The organism is Cupriavidus alkaliphilus, from assembly GCF_014191175.1.
In the GTDB taxonomy this organism is placed as follows: domain Bacteria; phylum Pseudomonadota; class Gammaproteobacteria; order Burkholderiales; family Burkholderiaceae; genus Cupriavidus; species Cupriavidus alkaliphilus.
Window position 1 is genome coordinate 319,885 of the sequence record NZ_JACHWE010000005.1, and the last position, 24,496, is coordinate 344,380.

The window sequence follows — 24,496 nt, forward strand, 5'->3', positions numbered from 1 at the left end:
CATGATTTCGCGCATCGTCAGCTTTGCCCTGCACCAGAAGCTGTTCGTCTGGCTGGGCCTGATCCTCTTCGTCGGTGGCGGCATCGCCGCGTTCAAGAACCTGCCGATCGAGGCCTTCCCGGATGTGTCCGACATCCAGGTCAACGTCATCACGCTGTACCCGGGCCGCGCCGCCGAAGAAGTGGAGCGCCAGGTCACGATCCCGATCGAGACCGCGCTGGCGGGCACGCCCAACGCGGTACGGGTGTTCTCGCACACGCAGTTCGGCCTGTCGTTCATGATGGTGACCTTCAACGACCGCGCCACCGACGTGGCCGCGCGCCAGCAGATCCTGGAGCGGCTGCGCAGCGTCGACCTGCCCGACGGCGTGCATCCGGACCTGGCGCCGCTGTCCACAGCGATCGGCGAGATCTACCGCTTCCGGCTGACCGGCAAGGGCTATACGCCGCAGGAACTGCGCACGCTGCAGGACTGGGTGGTCGAGAAGAATTTGCGCCAGGTGCCGGGCGTGGCCGACCTGGTCACCATCGGCGGCACCATCAAGCAGTATGAGGTCAACCCCAACCTGGCGCGCATGCGCGACGCGCGGATCTCGCTGTCGCAGCTGTTCACCGCGCTGCAGCGGGCCAACTCGAATGCCGGCGGCGGCGCGGTGGCGCACGGGCGCCAGCAGTTCCTGCTGCGCTCGCTGGGCAGCTTCCGCACCTCGGCCGATATCGCCAACGTGGTGGTGGCCGAGAACAACGGCACCCCGATCCTGGTCAAGGACATCGCCGAGGTGCGCGTCGGCAGCGCGCCGCCGCAAGGCCTGATGGGCCAGGACGACGAGGACGACATCGTCTCGGGCATCGTGGTGATGCGCAAGGGCGAAAACCCGTCGCTGGTGCTGGATGCGCTGAAACAGAAGATCGCGCTGCTGGACGACCAGATCCTGCCCAAGGGCGTGAAGATCGTGCCGTACTACGACCGCTCCACGCTGATCGACAAGACCCTGCACACGGTGTTCGGCAACCTGGTCGAGGGGGCGCTGCTGGTGATGGCGGTGCTGTACCTGTTCCTGGCCAACGTGCGCGCCGCGGCGATCGTGGCGCTGATCATCCCGCTGGCGCTGCTGTCCACCTTCATCGGCCTGACCTGGGTGGGGATTCCGGCCAACCTGCTGTCGCTGGGGGCGATGGACTTCGGCATCATCGTCGACGGCGCGGTGATCGTGGTCGAGAACATCTTCAGGCGGCTGGGCGAGCTGAAGGCGCAGCAGATCCAGGACAGCCGCGCGCGCCTGCACGCGATCCTGCAGGCCACCACCGAGGTGGGCCGCCCGACCGTGTTCTCGATGGTCATCATCATCGCGGCGCACATCCCGATCTTTACGCTGCAGCGGCACGAGGGCAAGATCTTCGCGCCGATGGCCTACACGGTGACGGGCGCGCTGATCGGTTCGCTGATCCTGTCGCTGACGCTGGTGCCGCTGCTGTGCCACCTGCTGCTGAAGAAGAACATCGCGCACGACGACAACTTCCTGGTGCGCCACTGCAAGCGGCTCTACGCGCCGATGCTGGCCTGGGCGCTCGACCACAAGAAGCTGGTGGTGGGCGCGGCGCTGGGCCTGCTGGTGGTGACCGCGGGCGCCGGCAGGTTTCTCGGCAGCGAGTTCCTGCCCGAGCTGGACGAAGGCTCGATGTGGGTCAGCTTCGACCTGCCGGCATCGGTCTCGATCGACGAGGCGCGCGACCAGGCGCGGCTGCTGCGCAGCGTGATCCGCCGCACGCCGGAGGTCAACACCACCATCTCCAAGGTGGGCCGCCCCGACGACGGCACCGACCCCAAGCTGATCAACACCGTCGAGATCCTGGTCGACCTCAAGCCCGAGAAGCAATGGCGCGCCGGCCTCGACAAGCGCGCCATCATCGGCGAGATCGACCGCAACCTGCGCCGGCTGCCGGGCATCGAGCCCAATTTCTCGCAGCCGGTGCGCGACAACATCCTCGAGAGCATTTCGCAGATCAAGGGCCAGATCGTGATCAAGGTGCAGAGCGACAGCCTGGAGCAGAACAAGAAGGTGGCCGACCAGATCCTGGCCAACGTGCAGTCGGTCAAGGGCGTGATGCGCGCCTTTATCGACCGCGACGGCGAGCTGCCGCAGTACGTGCTGGAATTCGACCGCGCCCAGGCCGCGCGCTACGGCATCAACGTGGCCGACGTGCAGGAGCTGATGGAAACCGCGCTGGCGGGCAAGGCCGCCACCGAGCTGTGGGAGGGCGAGAAGCACTTCAGCGTGGCGGTGCGCCTGAAGCCGTCGGAACGCGCGCTGCCCAACCTGCCCAATATCTTCATGCAGACCGCCGACGGCGCGCAGGTGCCGCTGTCGCAGCTGGTGACCTTCCGCGCCGCCTCCGGCGCGATGAACATCAGCCGCGAGAACGGCCAGCGCACCACCTCGATCGGCATCTTCATCCATGACCGCGACATGGGCAGCGTGGTCAAGGACATGCAGAAGCTGGTGGCGAAGAACGTCAGGGCCGACGACGTCAAGATCAGCTGGTCGGGCGAGTTCGAGAACCAGGAGCGCGCCATGGCGCGGCTGTCGATCGTGGTGCCGCTGTCGGTGCTGGTGATCTTCCTGCTGCTGTTCAATGCGTTCAAGTCGTTCAAGAGCGCCACGCTGATCATCTCCAACATTCCGTTCGCGCTGATCGGCGGCGTGTTCGCGCTGCTGCTGACCGGCATCCCGCTGTCGGTGTCGGCGGCGATCGGCTTTATCGCGCTGTTCGGCCAGGCCGTGCTCAACGGCGTGGTGATGGTGACCTACTTCAACCAGCTGCGCGAAGAGGGCATGCCGGTGCGCCAGGCCGTGCTGACCGGCTCGATGGACCGGCTGCGCACGGTGCTGATGACCGCGTTGCTGGCCATGCTGGGGCTGTTCCCGATGGCGATCTCGCGCGCCATCGGCTCGGAAACGCAGCGGCCGCTGGCCATCGTCATCATCGGCGGGCTGATCACCGCGACCGTGCTGACGCTGATCGTGCTGCCCACGCTCTATGAATGGATGGTGGGCCGGAACTGGCCGGACGAGGATGCCGCCGCGCCTGGCGACAACCGGATCACGCCTTCGATTTCAGGCTGATGACAGCGCCGCGCGGGCACGCCCCGCGCCGGCTGTCTGGCATCGCAGACATGGCGCTGCCTGGCGCCGCCCGTTGGCGGGCGGCGTTTTTCATGGCGAGGCGCAATCCACAAGCACTGCGCAACCCGATGCAGCCATGCATGTGCTGCGCACGGATCTATGTCGGAATAGTCTGACGTTCCTTTCGGAGCCCAACGCCTGCTGACCCTATCCCCCCGGACCTACTCTGTACATACGGCATGGCCAGCAGCATAGCCGCCGGCCTCTCATGCGTACCCTTACGCAATCACCCGGAAAGGAGCTCGACATGATGAAGAAATGGCTGACCGCAGCAGTGTGTTCGATGATGGTTGCCGCCCCCGCAGGCTTCGCCCTGGCGCAGACGACGGCACCGGCAACGACGGCCGGAACGGCTGCAACCGGCGCAAGGGCCGACTATGACGCCGCGGTGAAGCAGGCCGACGCGGACTACAAGGCTGCCTCTGCCAAGTGCGATGGCATGAAGGACAACGCCAAGGACGTCTGCAAGGCCGAGGCCAAGCGCGACCGCGACGTGGCCAAGGCACAGGCCGAAGCGCGTCGCGACGGCACGCAAAAGTCGATGGCCAAGGCCGAGAAGACCAAGGCCGACCGCGACTATGACGTCGCCAAGGAAATGTGCGACGACAAGACCGGCAACGATAAGGACGTCTGCAAGAAGGACGCCAAGGCCGCGCATGAAAAGGCCCTGACCGCCGCCAAGGTAGACAAGGCCGCGGCAACCGGTTCGCGCAGCGACGTGGCCGAAGCCCGCGCCGATGCCCGCAAGGACACTACCGACGCCGCCTACAAGGCTGACAAGGAACGCTGCGACGCGTTGTCCGGCGATTCCAAGGACAAGTGCCAGGCCGACGTGAAGGCCAAGTACGGCAAGTAAGCCGCTTCAGCACGGTCCGACCCGGTCAAGGGTGGGCCGTCCACCGCACCACTCGCAAGGGGACGCCGCAGGCGGCGCCCCCTTGCCTCAACACTAGGAGCACGACATGAACTGGGATCAGATCGAAGGCAAGTGGGATCAAGCCAAGGGCAAGGTCAAGGAGAAGTGGGGCAAGCTGACCGACGACGATATTACGCAGATCAACGGCAAGCGCGACCAGCTCGCCGGCCGCATCCAGGAACGTTATGGCTACAGCAAGGAGCAGGCCGAGGAAGAGATGAAGGAGTGGGAACGGGATGTGCGGTGGTAAGTCGCTGCACAACGGTTTTTGCAGAGCGCCTTCGGGCGCTTTTTTTTGGGGGTTTTGGGGACGTCTTCGTGCTTGGCGGGCGTGGCTGTTTCGCCGGCGTAGCCGGCGAGTCACTTTTTGGCGCTCGGCCAAAAAGTGACCCGCCCAGGAGGGCGGAACCAGGCGGTCCAAAAGCCGACAGCATGTCAGTAGCCGCGATGAAATCCGCGCGCCACGCACGTGCAAACGCCTCTCACCAAGGTAAACCCTAGTGTTCTACCTACATGGACTTTTTATACTGTCCCGCACCCGCCCCCCGGGCGCCTAAATCTGCCCTCCGGGCAACCTTCCCATGCCGGACCCCCTCTCCAGCGGTGCGCCGGTGGCCGAGCTGCGCCGCTATGCCTGCGTGCCGTCGATCACGGCGACCGGCGCGGAGCGCATTGTCTATTTCGCCCGGATTGAATTCCCCACCGAGTTCGTCTGCCTCGATTTCGACCTGCTGGCCGCGCGCCCGCATCCGGCATGACTGACCGGCAAGCTATGCCCACCCCCAACCTTCCAACCACCGGACCCCAGATGGACAACGCACAACCGATGAACGGCGCCGAGAGCCTGGTCAAGACCCTGCTGGCCAATGGCGTGGACACCTGCTTTGCCAACCCAGGCACCAGCGAGATGCATTTCGTCGCGGCGCTGGACCGCATTCCCGGCATGCACTGCGTGCTGGGGCTGTTCGAGGGCGTGGTCACCGGGGCCGCCGACGGCTACGCGCGCATGGCCGGCAAGCCCGCCGCCACGCTGCTGCATTGCGGGCCGGGGCTGGCCAACGGCCTGGCCAACCTGCACAACGCGCGCCGCGCGCAGACACCGGTGGTCAACCTCATCGGCGACCAGGCTACCTACCACCGTCCGCTGGATGCGCCGCTGACGGCCGACACCGAAGGCTGGGCGCGGCCGGTCTCGGTGTGGACGCGCACCGCCACGCGGGCGGCTGCGGTCGGGGCCGATGCGTCGGCCGCGGTGCAGGCCGCCTGTGCCGCGCCGGGCGGCGTCGCCAGCCTGATCCTGCCGTCCGATGTGTGCTGGGATGCGGGCGGCGTGGTCGCGGCGCCGCTGCCGGCGCTGCCGGTGCCCACGGTTTCGCCGGATGCCGTGCAGCAGGCCGCGCGCGTGCTGCGCTCGGGCCAGCCCACGCTGATCGTGCTGGCCGGCAGCGCGCTGCGCGAGGCGCCGCTGGCCGACGCACACCGTATCGCCGCCGCCACCGGCGCGCGGCTGATCTCGCCCATGTCCAACGCGCGCGTGGCGCGCGGGCGCGGCCGCCTGGCGGTGGACCGCGTGCCGTATTCCGGGGATGCCGCGCGCGACAAGCTCGCGGGTATCCGCAACGTGATCCTGGTGGGTGCGCCGGCGCCGGTGACCTTCTTTGCCTATCCGGGCAAGTCGCCGCGCCCGTATCCGGAGGATGCCGCGGTCCATGTGCTGGCGCGCCCGGAAGAAGACCTGGCCGAAGCGCTGGCGCGGCTGGCCGATGAACTGGGCGCGCGCCATGCGCAGCTGCCTGCCGCAGCCGCTGCCGCGCCGGTCGAGCCCGCGCGCGGCGCGGTCACCTCCGAAGCGGTGGCGCGCACGCTTACGGCGCTGCTGCCCGAGCAGGCCATCGTGGTGGAAGAAAGCGTCAGCTTTGGCCGCGCCTTCTATCCCGGCACGGTTCACGCCGCACCGCATGACTGGCTGCAGCTGACCGGCGGCGCCATCGGCGCCGGCCTGCCGCTGGCGCTTGGCGCAGCGGTGGCGGCACCCGGGCGGCGCGTGGTGGCGCTGCAGGCCGACGGCTCGGCCATGTACACGCTGCAATCGCTGTGGACCATGGCGCGCGAACAGCTCGACGTTACCGTGGTGCTGCTGGCCAACCGCAAGTACGCCATCCTGCTGGGCGAACTGGCCGGTGTCGGGGCCAACCCCGGCAAGACCGCGCTCGACATGCTCGACATCGGCAACCCGGACCTGGACTGGGTCAAACTGGCCAGCGGCATGGGCGTGGAAGGGGCGCAGGCCACCGACATGGAAGGCTTCGCCGACCTGTTCCGCATGGCCAACGCGCGCAAGGGGCCGTTCGTGATCGAACTGGTGATCTGAGCGCGGGCGCGGCGGGCCGGTGCGCCCGCCGCGCATCCCGGCAAAGCGGAATGGCCGGCGTGTCAGTCCGTCAGGTCCGGCCAGCCCGGCGCATCGTCGGCGTGGGGCAACTGCCGGACCACGTATTCATGCAAGCGCGACAGTTCCAGCGCGATGCCATCCGGGAACCCCTGCCGTCCGCCGCGCTTGTCGATCAGTAACTCGACCAGGAACGCATGCAGCGCGGCCGGATTGGCGGACAGCGCCGCCAGCTGGTTGCCGATGCGCGGGTAACGCCGGCACAGCACCAGCGGACGCGCCTCGGCCGGCAGCGACACCAGCCAGCGCATGGCCGCGTCCGACAGCACCACATCTTGCGGCGACGGCGCGCGCCGCAGCTCCTTCCAGTCCGGCGCTGCCTGCACCGGCGGCTCGCCGTCCAGGATCTTCCTGGCTTCCTCGACGGTGACGAATTCAAAAGAGAGGGGTTCCATGCCGGCTCCTGGAGTCAGACCGGCGCGCACCGCCGCGCCGTTACGTGCATTCTAGCGGTGCCCGCGACCTGGCTGGCAGCTTGCCCGGGGTCGACCCGCAGGGGCGCCGGGCCCGACCCCATCAACGCCTGGCAAACGCGCCCCGCTAAAGCACGATCGGAACCCCCACCGGCGCGACATATTCCGTCATGCGCCCGCGCGACAGGTCCATATGCGACCGGACGATCTCCGCCGCGGCCTCGGCATCGTGGCGCGCGATCGCATCGATGATCTTGTCGTGGTGAGGTTCAGGCTCGGAATCCGGCATTTGTTCTGAGGGTGGCGATGGCGTGATCGGGTCTTTCCCGGCAAGCTATGGCACCGCGGCCCGCCTACCGCGTGTTGCCCGGCAGCCCCAGTGCCCGTTCGATGCACCGAACGATCTCGGTATCCTCGAACGGCTTGCCGATAAAGCACGCCCCCCCCGCCGCCTGCGCGCGCGCTTCATATCCCTGCTTGTCGAAGGCCGTCATGAAGATCACCGGCATGCGCAGGCCGCGCGCGCGCAGCGCGGCGCTGAGCGCAAAGCCGTCCATGCCCGGCATCTTCACGTCCGCGATCACGCAGGCAATGCCGTCGAGCGACGGCGACTCCAGCAGCGCCGCCGCGCCGGGGTAGAGCTCCACGGCCAGGTCGAAGGCGCGCAGCAGCCGTCCCATGGCGCGCCGCACGGCAGCGTCGTCGTCGACGATGGCAATCACGGGCGTGGCATTCACGCGAACTCCTTGAACAGGCGTGCGCGGTGGCAGGGGTCACGCACGCCCCCTTGCTGCGTTGGCGGCACTAGAAGGTGTGCCGCAACCCCAGCGCAAACGTCTGCGGATCGGCGCCGGCGCGGATGCCGAGGTCGTTGATGGCGAAGTCGTAGACCGCGTTGGCCGCATTGTCGATGCGGCTGTAGTAGGCATACAGCGCGGTGCGCCGCGACAGCGGATAGTCGTAGCCGACCGTGAACTGCGTGGCGTGGGTCTGCGCGCCGCTGCGCAAGAAGCCGATGGTGTCCGTCGACGATCCGGTGCCGTTGGCCGCATAGGCCACGCCGACGCGCACGCTGCCCGTCCCGACCTGCTGCACCAGCGAGGCATAGTAGGCATTGCGCTGCAGGTCGCCGGTATCGGTGCGGTAGTGCAGGTGTTCTACCACCGCGGCAAGGCGCGTGCCGGGCAGCAGCTGCCAAGCCACGCCGGCCTTGAGCGCGTCGTCGTTGCGGCCGGCGGCCTGGTAGTGCTGGTGGCGCTCCCAGGCCAGCGTCGCGTTGAGCGGGCCGTGCTCATAGACCGCCGCCACCGAGTACAGCGCGGGATTGCGCGCGACGGTGGTCTTCTCCTCGGGCAAGCCCCAGCCCAGCCACAGGCTGACGCCGGCCCAGCGCGGCGAGCGGTACTGCACGATGTTCTTCTGGCGCCGGTCGAACGAGCTGGTGTTCTCGACATTGTTTGTGCTCGAGGCCGAGCCGTTGCCCATCAGCGCCATATAGCCGGCGGTGGTCGGGTAGTACGGGTCGTAGCCCATGGTGGCCTCGGTGTAGGGCGTGTGCCAGTGACCCAGGAACAGCAGGCCATGGCCGCCCTGCAGGCCGATGCGCGAATTGCGGCTGGCGATCTGGCCCTGGCCGGAATCGAGCGACAGCGCGCTTTCGACCTGCCACACGGCCTTGAGCGCGCCGCCCAGGTCTTCTTCCCCGCGCAGGCCGAATACCGAGCGGTTGTTGTTCAGGCGCACGACACTGCCGGGCCCGGTGCCGTCGGTCGCGGTGCTGGCGTGGCTGTACTCGATCGACGTGTTCAGGCGGCCGTAGACGGTGACGCTGCCCGTCGCCAGCGCAGGCCCGCACAGCACTGCGCAGCACACACCCAGCAGCGCGCGGACGGCCGGGCTAGTGCGTGGCATCGTCGGCGGGAGTCTTGCTGGCGGCGTTCAAGGTCGGGCCGGGGGTACCGGTGATCTTGGGCATGCACTCGGCGTGGAACCACGCGGCGGTCACCGGCTCGCCGGCCAGCATGCGCTTGATCGGCGGTACCACCTGTTCGCCGATCAGCATGCCGAGCAGGCCGACCAGCGCCACCACCGGCGGGGCGGGTGAACGGACCAGCATCAGCGCGTAGATGACGCCGACGAGGATGCCGGCGGCCAGGGAGACAAGGTAGAGCTTCATGGGGATTCCCGGTGAGGTTGGCAGGTCAGTGCGGCGCTGTCGGCGCTTCCGGCATCCCGACGCCGAGCAGGTGCCGCACGCGCGGCGGCGTTTCGCGGGCGTGGAAGCGCGTGATTTCGCGCTGCAGGTCGGCATCGGCGTGCGGCACGCGCCGGTGCTGGCGCAGGTGCTCGGCCCAGGACTCGACCAGGAACCACTCGGTCAGCAGCTCCGGATCGGCGGGGTCTTCCATCACGCCCCAGTTGAAGGCACCGTCGCGCAGCCGTTCTTCCGAGAGCTTGTGCACCGCGCGCAGGAAGGCATCGCGGTCTTCCGCGCGGACGCAATACTCGATCAGCACCATCACCGGGCCGCGGTCATGCGCGATCTCGTCGGCGCCTTCGGGCTCAGGCCAGTGCCGGGCGGGGCCGAGGTCTTCCTCGCCGCGCGGCAGCCGCAGCCGGTGCAGCAGCAGCGCCGCCGCCAGCAAGCCGCCGGCGGCGACCAGCAGCCCGCCGGAGATGCCCAGCGCCTGGGCCACGAAGCCCCACACCAGGCTGCCGGCAGCCATCGCGCCGTTGAACACCATCTGGTAGACCGCCAGCGCGCGTCCGCGCACCCAGTTGGGCAGGATCGCCTGCGCCACGCCGCCCAGCGTGGTCAGTGCGGTGATCCAGGCCGCGCCGAGGAACAGCAGCAGCGGCAGCGCCAGCCACACCGGCGGCGCGATGCACAGCACCGCCATCACCACGGCCGTGACCACGGCCGACAGCAGCACCATGCCGTCGGCATCGAGGCGCCGCTGCAGCCGCGGCATCGTCAGCGCGCCGAGGATCGCGCCGAGGCCCACCGCGCCCAGCAGCACGCCATAGAGGCTGGCGCCACCGTGCAGCAGCTGCTTCGCCACCAGCGGCAACAAGGCCCAGATGCTGCTGCCGAAGGCGAAATGCACCGCCGCGCGCGCCAGCACCACATGCAGCTTGCTATGCGCGCGGGTAAAGCGCAGCCCCGCGCGGAACGCGCCCAGGAAGTGCTCGCGCAGCGGATCGGCGGGGTGCTGCGGGCGTTTCCACCACAGCAGTGCGGCGATCACGAAGACATAGCTGACCAGGTCCACGCCATAGGTCGTGGCCGCGCCGAACGCCGCCAGCAGCAGGCCGCCGGCGGCAGGGCCGATCGCGCGCGCGATGTTGACGCCGAGCGCATTGAGCGCGACCGCGCGCTTCAGCTCTTGCTGCGGCACCAGTTCCGGCACGATCGATTGCCAGGTGGGCCCCATCATCGCCGCGCCGATGCCGCCGAGGAAGGCCATGCCGATCAGGATCTCGATCGTCAGCGCCTGGCGCCAGGCCAGCACCATCAGCGTGCCGCTGACCATGGCCAGGCCCACCTGCACCGCGATCAGGAAGCGCCGGCGGTCAAGGATGTCGGACAGCACGCCGGCCGGAATCGCCAGCAGGAACACCGGCAGCGTGGCCGCGGCCTGGATCGTGGCGACCGCAGCGGGGGAGGTGGACAGGTCGGTGGCTAGCCACGCGCTGGCCACGTCGCGCATGAAGCTGCCGATATTGCCGAGGATGGTCGCGGCCCACAGCACCGCGAAGGTGGCCTGCGCCAGCGGCGCGAAGGTGCCGCCGTTGGCGGGCGAGGGGGCGGGGTGCAGTGCTTGTTCGGCCATGCCGGTCACCGTCTGGTTTGCGCAGCTTGCGTGCGCCGTGCGCGTTCGCGCAGGTCATGCCAGGCCACCAGCAGGAACCCGCCCACCAGTCCCAGGTGTTCGAAGAAGGCATTGGCCATCATGAACCTGGCCTCGGGCGGCGCCTGCCAGAAGCGGTTGGCGACGAAGGTCGCGGCCAGCGTGAACGCCGCCAGCGCCAGGGCGCCCAGCCAGCGGCGCCAGCCGAGCAGGATCATGGCGCAGGCGCCCAGCTCCAGCACGATGGTGGCAAGCGCCATCGGCACCGCCGGCGACAGGCCGAAGTGCTGCATCTCCGCGACCGCGCCGCGGAAGTCGGCCAGCTTGACCAGGCCGCCCTGCAGGTAGGCCGCGCACAGCAGCAACAGCGCCAGCCAGTGCAGCCACCGCGGCAACAGTGGCGTGGCAGCGCCGGCGGAGGCCGGCGTCAGCGTGGTGGTCGGTTCAGGCATGGCCGGTCTCCGGGTCGGGGCGTGGCGGGTGTGGGCGTGGGTGTGGGTGTGGCGTCCGGGATCAGAACGCCCAGCACGAGCAGCCGAGCGCGCCCCAGAACGTGCTTTCGTCCGAGGTCGGCACGCTGGAGGTCCAGGCCCTGGCATGCGCGTGCCCGTGCACGCCGCAACTGCTGGCGCAGCCACACGCGGTGTTCATCGCCAGTGTGCGTGCCTGCGGCCGCGGCTGGTAGCCGCCCACATGGCGCACCGGCGACCAGTCCGGCATCGGCGGCGGCAGCTGCGGCGACAGCTTGCTGAAGTCGCCGTCGCCATAGACCACCTTGCCGCCGAGCAGGGTCAGCACCGAGGCGATGTCCTGGATTTCGTCGCCCGGCACGCTGAAGTAATCCGCCGACAGCACCGCCAGGTCGGCGAGCTGGCCCACCTTGATCTGGCCCTTCTTGCCCACTTCCGACGAGAACCAGGTATTGGCCTCGGTCCACAGCCGCAGCGCGGTCTCGCGGTCGAGCAGGTTGGCCTGCGGGTACATCGACATGCCGCCGACGGTCTTGCCCGTGGTCAGCCAGTACAGCGACACCCACGGGTTGTACGAGGCCACGCGCGTGGCATCGGTGCCGGCGCCGACCTTGACGCCTTTCTCCAGCATCTTCTTCACCGGCGGCGTCGCTTCGGCCGCGCGCGCGCCGTAGCGCTCGACGAAGTACTCGCCCTGGTACGCCATGCGGTGCTGCACGGCAATGCCGCCACCCAGCGCGGCAATGCGGTCGATATTGCGGTCGGAGATGGTCTCGGCGTGGTCGAAGAACCAGTTCAGGCCATCGAACGGGATCTCCTTGGCGACCTTCTCGTAGACGTCGAGCGCGCGCGAGATGGTCTGGTCATAGGTGGCATGCAGCCGCCACGGCCAGCGCTTTTCCGCCAGCAGGCGGATCACCGGCTCCAGGTCGGCCTCCATCGACGGCGCCAGGTCGGGTCGCTCGACGCGGAAGTCCTCGAAATCGGCGGCGGTGTAGACCAGCATCTCGCCGGCGCCGTTGTGGCGATAGAGGTCATCGCCCTGGCCCGGCTTGACGGTCGACGTCCAGGTCTTGAAGTCCCTCAGCTCTTCCTTGGGCTTCTGCGTGAACAGGTTGTAGGCGAGCCGCACCGTCAACTGGCCTTCCTTGTGCAGTTCCTCGATGATGCTGTAGTCCTCGGGGTAGTTCTGGTACCCGCCACCCGCATCGATCACCCCGGTGACGCCAAGGCGGTTCACCTCGCGCATGAAATGGCGGGTCGAGTTCTTCTGGTACTCCGGCGGCAGCTTCGGGCCCTTTGCCAGCGTCGCGTACAGGATGGTCGCGTTGGGCTTGGCCAGCAGCAGGCCGGTGGGGTTGCCGCGCGCATCGCGCACGATCTCGCCGCCCGGCGGGTTGGGCGTGTCCCTGGTGTAGCCCACGGCGCGCAGCGCGGCGCCGTTCAGGATGGCGCGGTCGTACAGGTGCAGGATGAACACCGGCGTATCGGGCGCCACGGCGTTCAGTTCCTCGATGGTCGGCAGGCGCTTCTCGGCGAACTGGTGCTCGGTGAAGCCGCCCACCACGCGCACCCATTGCGGCGCGGGGGTCCGCGCGACCTGGTCCTTCAGCATCCGCATCGCGTCGGCCAGCGAACGCACGCCGTCCCAGCGCAGCTCCATGTTGTAGTTCAGGCCGCCGCGGATGATATGCATGTGGCTGTCGATCAGCCCGGGAATGGCCCGCCGGCCATTCAGATCGATGACCTTCGTCTGCGCCCCGGCCAGCTTCATGATGTCCTGGCGCGTGCCGACGCCGACAAAGCGCCCGTCGCGCACGGCCACGGCATCGGCCTGCGGGTTGGACTTGTCGAGCGTGGCGAACTTGCCGTTGACGAGGATGAGGTCGGGGGTGCCTGGTGACATGGCGAAGATCTCCGAGGAGGCGGCCGCGCCGAGCGCGGCGGCGGAGGCGATGAATTGCCGGCGGGAAACTGACATGAGGCTCAGGCGTTCAGGAAGGCCAGCAGGTCGGCATTGACCTGGTCGGCGTTGATCACGCACATGCCGTGCGAAGCACCGGGGTAGATCTTCAGCGTGGCGTCCTTCACGATCTCGGCCGACAGGCGCGCCGAATTGCCGATCGGCACGATCTGGTCGTCGTCGCCATGCAGGATCAGCGTCGGCACGTCGATCTTCTTCAGGTCCTCGGTGTAGTCCACCTCCGAGAATTCCCGGATGCAGGCGTACTGGCCGACGATGCCGCCGGCCATGCCCTGGGCCCAGAATGCGTCGATGGTGCCCTGCGAGACCTCGGCGCCGTCGCGGTTGAAGCCGAAGAACGGCACCGCCAGGACCCGGTAGAACTGCGAGCGGTTGTCGGCGACGCCCTTGCGGATGCCGTCGAACACCGCCATCGGCAGGCCGTTGGGGTAGGCCGTGGACTTCAGCATCTGCGGCGGCACCGCGCCGATCAGCACCGCCCTGGCCACGCGCTTGGTGCCATGGCGGCCGAGGTAGTGCGCCACCTCGCCGCCGCCGGTGGAGTGGCCCACCAGCGTCGCATCCTGCAGGTCCAGCGCGTCCAGCAGCGCCGCCAGGTCGTCGGCATAGGTGTCCATGTCGTTGCCCTGCGCGGGCTGGTCCGAGCGGCCATGGCCACGGCGGTCATGGGCGATCACGCGGAAGCCCTGCTGCACCAGGAACAGCATCTGCGCATCCCAGGCGTCGGCATTGAGGGGCCAGCCGTGCGAGAACACGACCGGGCGGCCCGAGCCCCAGTCCTTGTAGAAGATCCGGGTACCGTCTTTGCTAGCAATAAAGCTCATGGTTCACCTTTGCGATGGAGGAGGACGACAGGCGGCGAGATCGCCAGGCTTAGCGGGCCGGTACCGGCGCGACCGACTCGTGCGGCGTGGCGGTGCGTTGCGGGGCCTTGTGGACCATGGTGTAGGCATAGTCGACGCCCATGCCGTAGGCGCCCGAATGCTCCTTGACCAGCTTCATCACGGCGTCATACGTGTCGCGGTGGGCCCAGTCGCGCTGCCATTCCAGCAGCACCTGCTGCCAGGTCACCGGCACGGCGCCCGCCTGCACCATGCGCTGCATGGCGTAGTCGTGCGCTTCCTTGCTGGTGCCGCCCGAAGCGTCGGCCACCATGTAGATCTCATAGTTGCCTTCGAGCATGGCGCACAGCGCGAAGGTGGTATTGCAGACCTCGGTCCACAGGCCGGCGACGATCACCTTGTTGCGGCCGTTGGCCTTGAGCGCGTCGCGCACCTTCTGGTCGTCCCACGAGTTCATCGAGGTGCGCTCCAGGGTCTTCTGGTCCGGGAACACGTCGAGCAGCTCCGGATAGGTGAAGCCCGAGAACGACTCGCTCTCGACGGTGGTGATGGTCGTCGGGATGTTGAAGATCCTGGCCGCCTTGGCCAGGCCGACCACGTTGTTCTTCATGGCCTGCCGGTCCATCGACTGCACGCCGAAGGCCATCTGCGGCTGATGGTCGATGATGATCAGCTGGCTGTTCTGCGGGGTAAGGACTTCGAGCTTCGGGTTGGACATGGTGTCGTTCCTTGGGAACAGGGTTGAGCCCGGGTGCGGTCCTTGCTTCAATGCAAGGCCGTAACGCGGGAGGGGGCGGAGCAGGGCGGCGTGGTCGCGTGACCGCAGCGCTGCCGGAGGGAAGACTAGTCGGTGCCGGCCCCAACGCAAATCGTATATTCGTATTACCCGGCGGCGGCGCCGGTGCCCAGGGATGGTGCACCGTGCGCGGCGTACACGCCGTCGCCGCATGCGTCCGCGACTAACACCATGGTATGTGTGCCCGGCGCATCACTGCCGTGACCCCATGCCGGTCCTTGCGATGACATGCCCGCTGGTTATAATCCGCAACACCTTTCCGAGCGCACTGGAGATCTGACCGTGACATCACCGAGCCTGGAGCCAGCCGACACCAGTGCGAACGATGACGCGACGGTGCTGGTGGTCGACGACGATGGCGCGCTGCGCCGGGCACTGGGCAACCTGTTCCGCTCGGTCGGCCTGAACGTGGCGTTGTTTGCCTCGGCCGCCGAGCTGCTGGCAACGCCCTTGCCCGATACGCCATGCTGCCTGCTGCTCGATGTCAGGCTGCGCGGGCAGAGCGGACTCGACCTGCAGGCGCGGCTGGGCCAGCTGGGCGTGCACATCCCCATCATCTTCATGACCGGCTACGGCGATATCGCCATGACGGTCGCGGCCATGAAGGCCGGCGCCGAAGACTTCATGCCCAAGCCGTTCCGCGACCAGGACCTGCTCGACGCGGTCGCCGCCGCGCTGGAGAAAGACCGGCTGCGGCGCGAGGGACTGCGCCAGCTCGAGTCGTTGCGGGCCTGCTACCAGTCGCTGACGCCGCGTGAAGGCGAGGTCATGGGCCTGGCGGTGGCGGGCCTGCTCAACAAGCAAATCGCCGCTCAGATCGGCATCAGCGAGGTGACGGTGAAGATCCACCGCGGCCAGGCCATGCGCAAGATGAAGGCGCGCACCTTTGCCGAGCTGGTGCTGATGGCGCAGCAGCTCGGCCTGTGCAAGGTCGGCGGCTGAGTGCGCCGCGGCGCCGAGCCTCCCATCATTCCCGCCCTCATGACGCCTGGCATTCCCGCGCAGCGAAGCCCCGCCCCGGCCTTTGACGACGCCTGGCTGGCGCGGGCCGCGCAGACCGTGCTGCATGTGTCGGACGGCATCGATTCCCTGCAACTGTCCGACCCCGACACCGGACTGCGCTGCTTCGCCAGGAGTGCGCCGCTGGCCGACAGCGGGGCATTGCAGGACGAGGCCCGGCTGGCCCGGCGCCTGCAGGCGGACTGGGCCGCGGTGCCGGTGGCCACGCTGCGCAGCGCAGAACGCATGGTGGTGGTGTATGGCGGCGCTTTCGCATCGACCCTCGCCGCGACGCTTGGCGATACCCGGCTCGACGTCGCCCGCTTCCTGGAACTGGCCATCGGCAGCGCGCGCGCGCTGGCGGGCGCGCATGCGCACGGCCTGCTGCATGGCGATATCCGGCCACACAACCTGCTCGTCGATGCCAGCTCCGACGACAGCGCCGGGGTGCGCCTGACCGGCTTCGACCATGCCACCGCGCTGGACGCGATGCCGCCCGTGGTGCCGCGCCCCGGCCCAGCATCGTGGCCATACCAGTCGCCCGAAGTCGCCCGCGCCGACCAGGCGCGCACCAGCGCCCGCTCGGACCTGTATTCGCTCGGCGTGACGTTCTACCAGATGCTGACCGGCACGCTGCCGTTCACCGGCGATTCGCCGGCGGCGTGGCAGCACGCCCATCTCGCCGTCGAACCCGTGCCGCCACACGCGCGCGCACCCGGCATCGCGCCGTTGCTGGGGGCGATCGTGCTTCAGCTGCTGGCCAAGGACCCGGTCGACCGCTATGCCGGCGCCATGTCGTTGCTCGCCGACTTGTTGCGCTGCCAGGCGGACTGGCGCGAACGCGGCGAGATCGCGCCGTTCACGCTCGATGCCGCAGGCCCGACCGCCACGCTGAACGTGTCCGGCGAGCTCTTTGGCCGCGCCCGCGAAACCGCGCAGCTTGCCGATGCGCTGGCGCGCGTGCGCCACAGCGGCCAGTCCGAGCTGGTGCTGATCGCCGGTGCCGCCGGCACCGGCAAGTCGGCGCTGGCGGCGTGGCTGTCGTGCCAGGCGGGGCAGCACGGCATGCGCGTTGCCAGCGGCAAGAGCGACCAGCTGCAGCTCGACATTCCGTACGCGCCGGTCGCACAGATGATCCGTGCGCTGACGCTGCCGCTGCTGGGCGAGCCGGAAGCCGCGCTGGCGCCGGTACGCGAGCGCTGGCTGCGCGCGCTCGCGGGGCAGGGCCGGGCCATTGCCGTGCTGGTGCCCGAGGCCGCGCACGTGCTGGGACGCACCGCGCCGCTGGCCGAGGTGCCGGCCCAGCAGGCGCAGGCGCGTGCGCAGCAGGCCATCCTTGCTACCTTCTCCACCTTTGCCGACCAGGGCGCGCCGCTGGTGCTGTGCTTCGATGACCTGCAATGGGCCGATGCGTCGACCATCGCGCTGCTCGAAGCCTTCACCACGCAGCGCCCGGGCAACCTGCTGCTGATCGCCGCCTATCGCGACCACGGCAACGATGTCGAGCAGCGCTTCTCGTGGCTGCTGCACGCCAGCCGTGCCGACGCTCTGCCGGTCACGCGCATCGCCGTGCGACCCCTGGCCGTGTGGGAACTGACCGAACTGGTGGCGGCCGCCCTCAACGAGCCGGCGCCGCGCGTGGAGGCACTGGCGCAGCTGGTGCATGCGAAGACCGGCGGCAATCCCTTCTTCTCGTACCAGCTGTTGCGCGCCCTGGTCGACGACGGCGTGCTGGCCTACCGAGACGAGCGCGCCGGCTGGCACTGGGACGAGGCCGACGCCGCGCAGCATCGCTACACCGACAGCGTGACCGACCTGATCACCCGCCGCTTCGCGCGGCTGCCGGAAGCGGGCACCGAGCTGCTCACGCAGTTGGCGTGCGTGGGCATACGCTGCGAGCAAAGCCTGCTTGCATGCGTGGCGCAACTCGGCGCGGCGCAGCTCGGCGAGCGGCTGCGCCCCTTCGTCGATGCCGGCCTGCTGGTACGGACCGCGGACAGCTACGCGTTCCAGCACGACCGCGTGCTGGAAGCCGCGTACGCCATGATCGCGCCGCGCGAGCGCCCGGCCGCGCATGCGCGCATCGCGGGCATCATGATCGGGCACTGGCAGGGCGAACTGGCCGCGCATGCCTTCGAGATCGGCAACCAGATCGAGCGCGCCGCCGGCCAGCCGCTGCCGGAGCCGCAACGCGTGGCGTTCGTGCAGGTGCTGCTGGTCGCGGCCAGGCGCGCCAGGCGCAGCGCGGCGATGGCGCAGGCGACGCGCTATACCGACGCGGCGTTCGCGCTGATGCAGCCGTCATGGTGGACGACGCACTGCGCGCTGGCCTACGCCGCCAGCGTGCTGCACTGCGAATGCCTGCTGGCGCAGGCGCGGCTGGAGCCGGCCTCGGAGGAGATCGACGCGCTGCTCGCGCGCGACCTGCCGCCGGTGGACAAGGCCGCCGTGCATCGGCTCAAGGCCAGCCTGCAGACCGTGCGTTCTGACTACGAGGGCGCGATCAACGCCGCGCTGTCGGGGCTGGCGCTGCTCGATATCCACCTGGAGCGCGGGCCCAGCCCGGCGCGCATGCGCGCGGCCTGTGACGCGGTGAAGCAGGCGCTGGGCGGGCGCGCCATCGACAGCCTGGGCCGGTTGCCGGCGACCGAAGACATACGCATCCAGACCATCATGGGGCTGCTGTCGACGCTGATCTCGTCGCTGTTCGTGCGCGACGGCATCAGCTTCCTGCACGTGGCCAAGATGGTGGAGCTGACGCTGGAACACGGCGCCACCGCGGAATCGCCATACGGGCTGTCGTGGTTCGGCGTGTTTATCGCCAGCCTGTATGAGGAATACGAGGACGGCCTGGCCTACGGGCTGGCGGCGATGGACCTGGCCGACCGCCATGGCTACGAGGCCGAGCGCATCGCCACGCTGGTGGCGGTCGACCAGGTCAGCGCCTGGACCCGGCCGCTGTCCTACGCGCTGGCGCATGCGCAGCGCGCGGTCACGCTGGGCCGCGCCTCCGGCGATATCGGCATGGCGTGCTATGCCTGCAACCATATCGCGTCCGACCTGCTTGCCATGGGCGAGCACCTGCGCCTGGTGGAGGAAGAGATCGGGCGCGGGCTGGCGCTGACGCGGCTGGTGCAGTACCGGGATATCGAGCTGATCCTGTATTCGCAGCACCATTTCCTGCACCGGCTGCGCAGCGGCGACGAAGCGCCGCCGCAAGGCGAGGCCGTGCACCAGATGAGCGCGGCGCAGCGGCTGGAGCGCGCCAACTCGCTGCCGACCCGGTTCTGGATCTGGCTCTACGACGGCATGGCGGCGGTGTTCCGGCAGGAATGGGAGCACGCCGTGCGCAGCCTGCGCGAGGCCGAGACGCTGATCTGGTCGGCGCCGGCCCATATCAACGTCGCGGACTGCCGGCTGTATCTGGCCATTGCGCTGGCACACGCGACTACCGGCGCGGCCTCGGACGACGCGATGGCCGAGCTGGCCGCGCATCGCGACTGCTTTGCGCGCTGGGCGGCACTGAACACGCTGACCTTCCGCGGCAAGCTGGCGCTGGTCGATGCCGAGCTGGCGCGCTTGTGCGGCGATCCGCTCCAGGCGCTCGCCGGCTACGAGCAGGCGGCGGCGGCCGCCGCCGCGGCCGGGTTCGTTCATGAGGCGGCGCTCGCGCACGAGCTGGCCGGCATGCTGTGCGAGGCGCGCGGCCTGCCGACCGCGGCCGCGCAGCACTGGCGCCTGGCCCGTGCCGGCTACCGGCGCTGGGGCGCGGACCACAAGGCAATGCTGCTGGAGGCGCGCCATCCGCACCTCGAAGCCGCGGGGCACGACCACGGCGGCGCCGACGGCAAGCTCAGCGCGCAGCGCTGGGAGCTGGGCATGAAGACGGCCCGGGCGTTGTCCAGCGAGATCGTGATGGACCGGCTGATCGAAACGCTGATGACCCATGTGGTGGTCCATGCCGGCGCGCAGTACGGCTTGCTGCTGCTGATGCGCGGCGGCCAGCCCATGATCGAGGCCTCGGCACGCGTGGCCGATGGCAAGGTGGCGGTGACGCTCGGCAGCGCGGTGCCGACCGAGCAGGCGCTGCCGCTGGCGGTGCTCAACAGCGTGCTGCGCACCCGGCAGACGCTGGCGCTGGACGACGCCATGGTCGACGCGCCGTCGATCGGCACCAGGGGTGCGATTGCCAGTGGCCTGCGCTCGGTGCTGTGCCTGCCGCTGTTGCGCGGCGGCAGCCTGGCCGGCGTGTTCTACCTGGAAAACAGCCTGGCGCCGGCAGTGTTCGACGCCACCCGGATCGCGGAGCTCGAGGTGCTGGCGCCGCAGGTGGCCATCTCGCTCGAGACCGCGCGCCTGTACGAACAACTGATCGACGAAAGCAACCGCCGCGTCGCCGCCGAAATGCGGCTGCGCAGCGCCAGCTCGGCACTGGCGCGCACCTCGCACCTGACCGTGATGGGCGGCCTGGCCGCATCGATCGCGCATGAAGTCAACCAGCCGCTCACCGCCATCGTCGCCACCGTCGACGCCAGCCTGCGCTGGCTGAACCGGCCCAGGCCGGAGGTGGCCGAGGCGCTCGACGGCTTCACCGACATCAAGCAGTACGCGCTGCGCGCCGCCGACATCATCCGTGCGCTGCGCGCGCTGGCCAGGCAGGCGCCGGCGGTGCTGGCGCCGCTGCATCCCGACGATGTCCTGCGCGAGGTGCTGGAAATGGCGCGCCTGGACATCGATGCCCACGACGTCAGGGTCGTCGCACGCCTGGCGGCGGGATCCGCCGTGGTCGAAGCCGATCGCGTCCAGCTGCAGCAGGTGGTGCTGAACCTGATCACCAACGCGCTCGACGCCATGGCGCAGACCCCGCCCGCGCAGCGCGAGCTGATCGTGACCTCGTACCGCGAGCAGGACAACGTCGTCGTCAGCGTGCAGGACCACGGCGCGGGCATCCCCGACGACGTGCTGGGCCAAGTGTTCGAGCCGTTCTTCACCACCAAGGAAGACGGCATGGGCATGGGCCTCGCCATCTGCCGCTCCATTATCGAGGCACATGGCGGCACGCTGGAAGTCCGCAACCGGCGCAGCGGCGGCAGCGAATTCATGTTCCGGCTGCCGGTGTGCGAGATGTTGCCGGCGGCGGGGTCTTGAAAGCGGCGCTGCGCGGCCCTGCCGGCGCGGCGCTTCCCAGCCGGTCCTTCCGTTCACTTCTGAAACATCCCTTTGTCCGATACGGCATCGAACGTCGTCTGGCTACCATCGGTGTAACGCGGCCATTGCATTCGAGTCGTTGCGTGGCACGCACAAACCACAACGGGACGGGGGAGCATTCCATGAAGCGGAAGATCACCGAAGACGTGATGGCGATCCAGAGCCGTTATCGCGAGTGGGTTCTGGACGGCGGCAAGGATGCGGCACAGGGAGAAGCCTTGCTGCATGAACTGGAGGGCTGCCTCGCGGCGTGGTTCGAGGTCCCTGGCGAGCTGGCTGTGCTGCGGCAAGCCAGGGGAAGCGCGGGGCTGGAATTGACCGTGCTGCGTCCGGAGCGATGACGGCAGCTGCCGGACCGTGGAGCTTCCACGAAGTGAAGGCTGTCGCTATTGCCACCGCCGGCCCTCTCCCCCGGCCCCTCTCCCGCAAGCGGGAGAGGGGAGAAAGCCCGCAGCGCAATCATTGCCTCGGGCTTTCCAGAACTCCCGCTTGCGCGAGGGGGTTGTGGTGAGGGCGGGAGCTTCCATGAAGTGCAGGCTGTCGCTATTGCCGCCCCCGGCCCTTTCCCCCGGCCCCTCTCCCGCACCACCTGGCTCACCCGCAGTTCCCGTCCGCCACGCACAGCCCGTGCACCACCATCTCGCCCATGAAGTCCATCGCAGCCTGGTCGGCGATGGCTTCGCGCAGCGCGTCCAGCGCGGCATCGTGGGGATCGCCGGCATTGCCGGCTTGCAGCGGGGTGTCATGCCAGCGCCGCGGTACGGCGGCGGGGTCGATGTCGACCCCGGCACCGGCGGCCAGCGCGGCCAGCACGGCGGTTTCCGCTTCGGCCAGGGCTTCGGCTGACAGCCCTCTGGCGGTTGCCGCGCCGAAACCGTCGAAGGCCTGGGCCGGCGGGCCGCCTGTCAGCTGCCACAGCGCCAGTTCGGTCAGCGGCGTGCAGTTCACGGTGCGCCCGCCCAGCACCACGCCATGCAGCCGCTGCCGGTTCGGTTCGCCTTTTTCGAGCCCGCTTACGAGCCCGCTTACGAGCCCGCCTTCGCAGCGGACCATCAGCGCCCCATCCGGCACGCCGGACAGGCGGAATGCGCCGCTGGCATCGGCCGTTGCGTGGCGCACCTGTCCTTGCGTGTCGCGCACCTGCACGGTCGCGCCGGCCAGTGCCGCGCCGACGGCGGCGGTGCCGCTTACTTCCTGCGTCTGGTCATCCCCGCATGCCGCGACGGCCACGACCCCGCATGCGAGCACGAGGTGGCGCCAGTGTCGAAGTTGCTTGCCCATGGTATCGGTGCTCACGGAGCCAGGTTGGCCAGCTCGCGGCGCGAGCGGTTGAACAGGCCGCGCGCCAGCGGCGTGGGGCGGAAGTCGACGTCGAGCGGCGAGATGGTGATGTACTTCGCCAGGAAGGCCGGCGTCTCGGCCGTCCGCGCAAGCGCGGCCAGTTCGGTCTCCGCCGGGCCGGCTTCGATCGATACCGTATTGTCGGCGTTGCGCTTGTAGGCCGTGGTGAAGGAATCAACGGTGCCGGGCACGGTCAGGCGCACGCCGGCCGGGGGCGCGCCGACGGGGTAGTTGATGCTGAGCGGATGGGCCACGGGCAGCAGCGGCTGGCCGGCCGCGCGGGTGGCTTCCAGGCTGGCCACCACGCGGGCCAGGAAGGCGCCGGCCTTGGGGAATGCGGCGATGGTGCTGGGAAAGCCTGAGCGTGTCTCGGCAAAGTCCACCCCCACGCTCAGCGCGATGCCGGGCACGCCGCGGCGCGCGGCGAACAGCACGTTCATCACGGTGCCCGAATGCGGGATGGAATCCGACAGGTTTTCGCCGAAGTTGGCGCCCGAGACCACCAGGTCCGGCGTGAAGCCGCTTTCCGGCGCGACGATCTTCAGGCCCATGGCGGTGGCGTCGACCGGCGAGCCGGTGCCGATGTAGTCCGGATTGGTGCTGTTGAGCGGGCTGCCCGCGACAAAGGCGGGCTTGACCCGGTGCACGCAGAAGGTATCGGCGCTGCCGGCGAGCGGGTCCACCACCAGCCGGGTGCGGCCGTCGGGCACGGCATAGGCCGCGCCCGAGCCGCTCTGGTTGGTGGCGGGGCCGACCGCGATCACGCGGTGGCCGGCGTCCTGCAGGGCCTTGCGCACCGCGGTGATGCCGGGCGCGGCGCAGCCGTCGTCATTGGTCAGCAGGATATTGAGGGCGTGGGCGGGGCTGGATGCGACGGCCAGTGCCATGGCAGCAAAGGCGAAGCCGGCAAGCCGCGGGCGGGCACGAAGTCTGAACATGGGTACCTGTCTCCTCTTTCTTTGTGGGTGATGAAAGCAGTGCCCGGCGTGCCGGGCCGGACGCGAAAGCGTGCTTACGCGACGGGCAGGCCGCGCGCGCGCGCCAGCGTGATCGCGGTGTCTTCGATCATGTCTTCCTGGCCGCCCACCAGCCGCTGCCGGCCGAGCTCCACCAGGATCTCGCGCGCGGGAATGCGGTACTTGGCCTCGGCGCGCTTGGCAAACAGCAGGAACGACGAATACACGCCGGCATAGCCCAGCGTGAGCGCGTCGCGATCGATGCGGATGGGGTGGTCCATGATCGGCACCACCAGGTCCTCGGCCACGTCGGCAATGCGGAACACGTCGACGCCGGTCTCGATGCCCATGCGCTCGCACACGGCCACCAGCACTTCCATCGGCGTGTTGCCGGCGCCGGCGCCCAGCCCCGCCGCCGCGGCATCAATGCGGGTGGCGCCGCAGGCGATCGCCGCGAGCGAATTGGCCACGCCCATGGCCAGGTTGTGGTGGCCGTGGAAGCCCAGCTCGGTCTCGGGGCGCAGCGCCTGCCGCACCGCGGTGAGCTTCTCGGTAACGTCGTGCGGCAGCATGTGGCCGGCGGAATCGGTGATGTACAGGCAATTGGCGCCGTAGCTTTCCATCAGCAGCGCCTGCTGCACCAGCGTCTGCACCGGCGCCATGTGCGCCATCATCAGGAACCCGACGGTATCCATGCCGAGCTTGCGCGCCATGCCGATATGCTGCTCCGAGACGTCGGCCTCGGTGCAGTGCGTGGCCACGCGGATGGTCTGCACGCCGATCTCGTGCGCCATGCGCAGGTGGTCGACGGTGCCGATGCCGGGCAGCAGCAGCGCCGACACGTGCGCCTGCTTCAGCTCGCCCAGCACCGCGCGCAGGTATTCCTCGTCGCTGTGCGCGGGGAAGCCGTAGTTGACGGAGGCGCCGCCCAGGCCATCGCCGTGGGTGACTTCGATCAGCGGCACGCCGGCGGCATCGAGCCCGCGGGCAATGCCTTTCATCTGCTCCAGCGAAATCTGGTGGCGCTTCGGATGCATGCCGTCGCGCAGGGTCATGTCGTGCAGGGTGATGCGTTGGGCCATGGCCG

The 24,496-nt window shown here is 69.1% G+C and carries 20 protein-coding genes and 1 pseudogene; 8 read left to right on the top strand and 13 right to left on the bottom strand.

Features of this window, described 5'->3' with window-relative positions:
* The first annotated feature begins 1 nt into the window (after position 1).
* The 5 genes and pseudogenes from FHX60_RS19055 to FHX60_RS19075 all read left to right on the top strand — a co-directional run bounded on the left by FHX60_RS19055 (position 2) and on the right by FHX60_RS19075 (position 6,471).
* The gene (locus tag FHX60_RS19055; protein WP_183284230.1) at positions 2-3,124 is read left to right on the top strand and encodes an efflux RND transporter permease subunit; all 3,123 of its coding nucleotides are present in this window, start codon (positions 2-4) and stop codon (positions 3,122-3,124) included.
* A gap of 307 nt (positions 3,125-3,431) precedes the next feature.
* Positions 3,432-4,040, top strand: coding sequence for a hypothetical protein (locus FHX60_RS19060; RefSeq protein ID WP_112774755.1), 609 nt, complete (start codon positions 3,432-3,434; stop codon positions 4,038-4,040).
* A 106-nt stretch (positions 4,041-4,146) separates the two neighbouring features.
* A complete protein-coding gene (locus FHX60_RS19065) occupies positions 4,147-4,350 on the top strand; it encodes a CsbD family protein (protein WP_112774756.1) in 204 nt (67 codons plus the stop codon).
* A 343-nt stretch (positions 4,351-4,693) separates the two neighbouring features.
* A pseudogene (locus tag FHX60_RS19070) lies at positions 4,694-4,858 on the top strand (GntR family transcriptional regulator); the annotation flags it as partial.
* 68 nt (positions 4,859-4,926) lie between these two features.
* Positions 4,927-6,471 (top strand): acetolactate synthase large subunit, encoded by a 1,545-nt coding sequence (locus FHX60_RS19075; protein ID WP_183284382.1) that lies wholly within the window; start codon positions 4,927-4,929, stop codon positions 6,469-6,471.
* A gap of 62 nt (positions 6,472-6,533) precedes the next feature.
* Here the strand turns inward: FHX60_RS19075 and FHX60_RS19080 are convergent, their stop codons facing one another.
* The 10 genes from FHX60_RS19080 to FHX60_RS19125 all read right to left on the bottom strand — a co-directional run bounded on the left by FHX60_RS19080 (position 6,534) and on the right by FHX60_RS19125 (position 14,827).
* Positions 6,534-6,944: a hypothetical protein gene (locus FHX60_RS19080; protein ID WP_112774757.1), complete on the bottom strand. Its 411-nt coding sequence runs from the start codon at positions 6,942-6,944 to the stop codon at positions 6,534-6,536.
* 145 nt (positions 6,945-7,089) lie between these two features.
* Positions 7,090-7,251, bottom strand: a complete 162-nt coding sequence (locus FHX60_RS19085) for a hypothetical protein (protein ID WP_375790543.1) — start codon at positions 7,249-7,251, stop codon at positions 7,090-7,092.
* A 64-nt stretch (positions 7,252-7,315) separates the two neighbouring features.
* A complete protein-coding gene (locus FHX60_RS19090; protein ID WP_112774759.1) occupies positions 7,316-7,699 on the bottom strand; it encodes a response regulator transcription factor in 384 nt (127 codons plus the stop codon).
* 67 nt (positions 7,700-7,766) lie between these two features.
* Entirely contained in the window at positions 7,767-8,873 is a 1,107-nt protein-coding gene (locus FHX60_RS19095; protein ID WP_183284231.1) for a porin, read from the bottom strand.
* Positions 8,860-9,138 carry a XapX domain-containing protein gene (locus FHX60_RS19100; RefSeq protein ID WP_183284232.1) on the bottom strand — a complete coding sequence of 93 codons (279 nt, stop codon included), beginning with the start codon at positions 9,136-9,138 and terminating at the stop codon, positions 8,860-8,862. Before FHX60_RS19100 ends, FHX60_RS19095 begins: the two co-directional genes overlap by 14 nt.
* Before the next feature lie 25 nt (positions 9,139-9,163).
* Complete coding sequence (locus tag FHX60_RS19105) at positions 9,164-10,795, bottom strand: MFS transporter (protein WP_183284233.1); 1,632 nt, start codon at positions 10,793-10,795, stop codon at positions 9,164-9,166.
* 5 nt (positions 10,796-10,800) lie between these two features.
* Complete coding sequence (locus FHX60_RS19110) at positions 10,801-11,265, bottom strand: DoxX family protein (protein ID WP_183284234.1); 465 nt, start codon at positions 11,263-11,265, stop codon at positions 10,801-10,803.
* 61 nt (positions 11,266-11,326) lie between these two features.
* Entirely contained in the window at positions 11,327-13,189 is a 1,863-nt protein-coding gene (locus tag FHX60_RS19115) for an amidohydrolase (RefSeq protein WP_221210063.1), read from the bottom strand.
* A gap of 80 nt (positions 13,190-13,269) precedes the next feature.
* Positions 13,270-14,091 (bottom strand): alpha/beta fold hydrolase, encoded by an 822-nt coding sequence (locus FHX60_RS19120; RefSeq protein WP_183284236.1) that lies wholly within the window; start codon positions 14,089-14,091, stop codon positions 13,270-13,272.
* Positions 14,092-14,140: 49 nt separating this feature from the next.
* Positions 14,141-14,827, bottom strand: coding sequence for a hydrolase (locus FHX60_RS19125; RefSeq protein ID WP_092311840.1), 687 nt, complete (start codon positions 14,825-14,827; stop codon positions 14,141-14,143).
* Between the two features lie 360 nt (positions 14,828-15,187).
* Here FHX60_RS19125 and FHX60_RS19130 point away from each other — a divergent pair, with 360 nt between their 5' ends.
* From FHX60_RS19130 to FHX60_RS19140, 3 genes are all read left to right on the top strand, one after another.
* Positions 15,188-15,847 (top strand): response regulator transcription factor, encoded by a 660-nt coding sequence (locus FHX60_RS19130; protein ID WP_183284237.1) that lies wholly within the window; start codon positions 15,188-15,190, stop codon positions 15,845-15,847.
* Between the two features lie 39 nt (positions 15,848-15,886).
* A complete protein-coding gene (locus FHX60_RS19135) occupies positions 15,887-21,052 on the top strand; it encodes a trifunctional serine/threonine-protein kinase/ATP-binding protein/sensor histidine kinase (protein WP_183284238.1) in 5,166 nt (1,721 codons plus the stop codon).
* Between the two features lie 182 nt (positions 21,053-21,234).
* Entirely contained in the window at positions 21,235-21,453 is a 219-nt protein-coding gene (locus tag FHX60_RS19140) for a hypothetical protein (protein ID WP_112774772.1), read from the top strand.
* 253 nt (positions 21,454-21,706) lie between these two features.
* Here FHX60_RS19140 and FHX60_RS19145 read toward each other — a convergent pair whose 3' ends face one another.
* From FHX60_RS19145 to dmpG, 3 genes are all read right to left on the bottom strand, one after another.
* Positions 21,707-22,408 carry a hypothetical protein gene (locus FHX60_RS19145; RefSeq protein WP_311729921.1) on the bottom strand — a complete coding sequence of 234 codons (702 nt, stop codon included), beginning with the start codon at positions 22,406-22,408 and terminating at the stop codon, positions 21,707-21,709.
* The gene (gene surE, locus FHX60_RS19150) at positions 22,405-23,391 is read right to left on the bottom strand and encodes a 5'/3'-nucleotidase SurE (RefSeq protein WP_183284239.1); all 987 of its coding nucleotides are present in this window, start codon (positions 23,389-23,391) and stop codon (positions 22,405-22,407) included. The genes FHX60_RS19145 and surE overlap by 4 nt, the downstream gene beginning before the upstream one ends.
* A 74-nt stretch (positions 23,392-23,465) precedes the next feature.
* Positions 23,466-24,491 carry a 4-hydroxy-2-oxovalerate aldolase gene (gene dmpG, locus FHX60_RS19155; RefSeq protein WP_183284240.1) on the bottom strand — a complete coding sequence of 342 codons (1,026 nt, stop codon included), beginning with the start codon at positions 24,489-24,491 and terminating at the stop codon, positions 23,466-23,468.
* Positions 24,492-24,496: the final 5 nt, after the last annotated feature.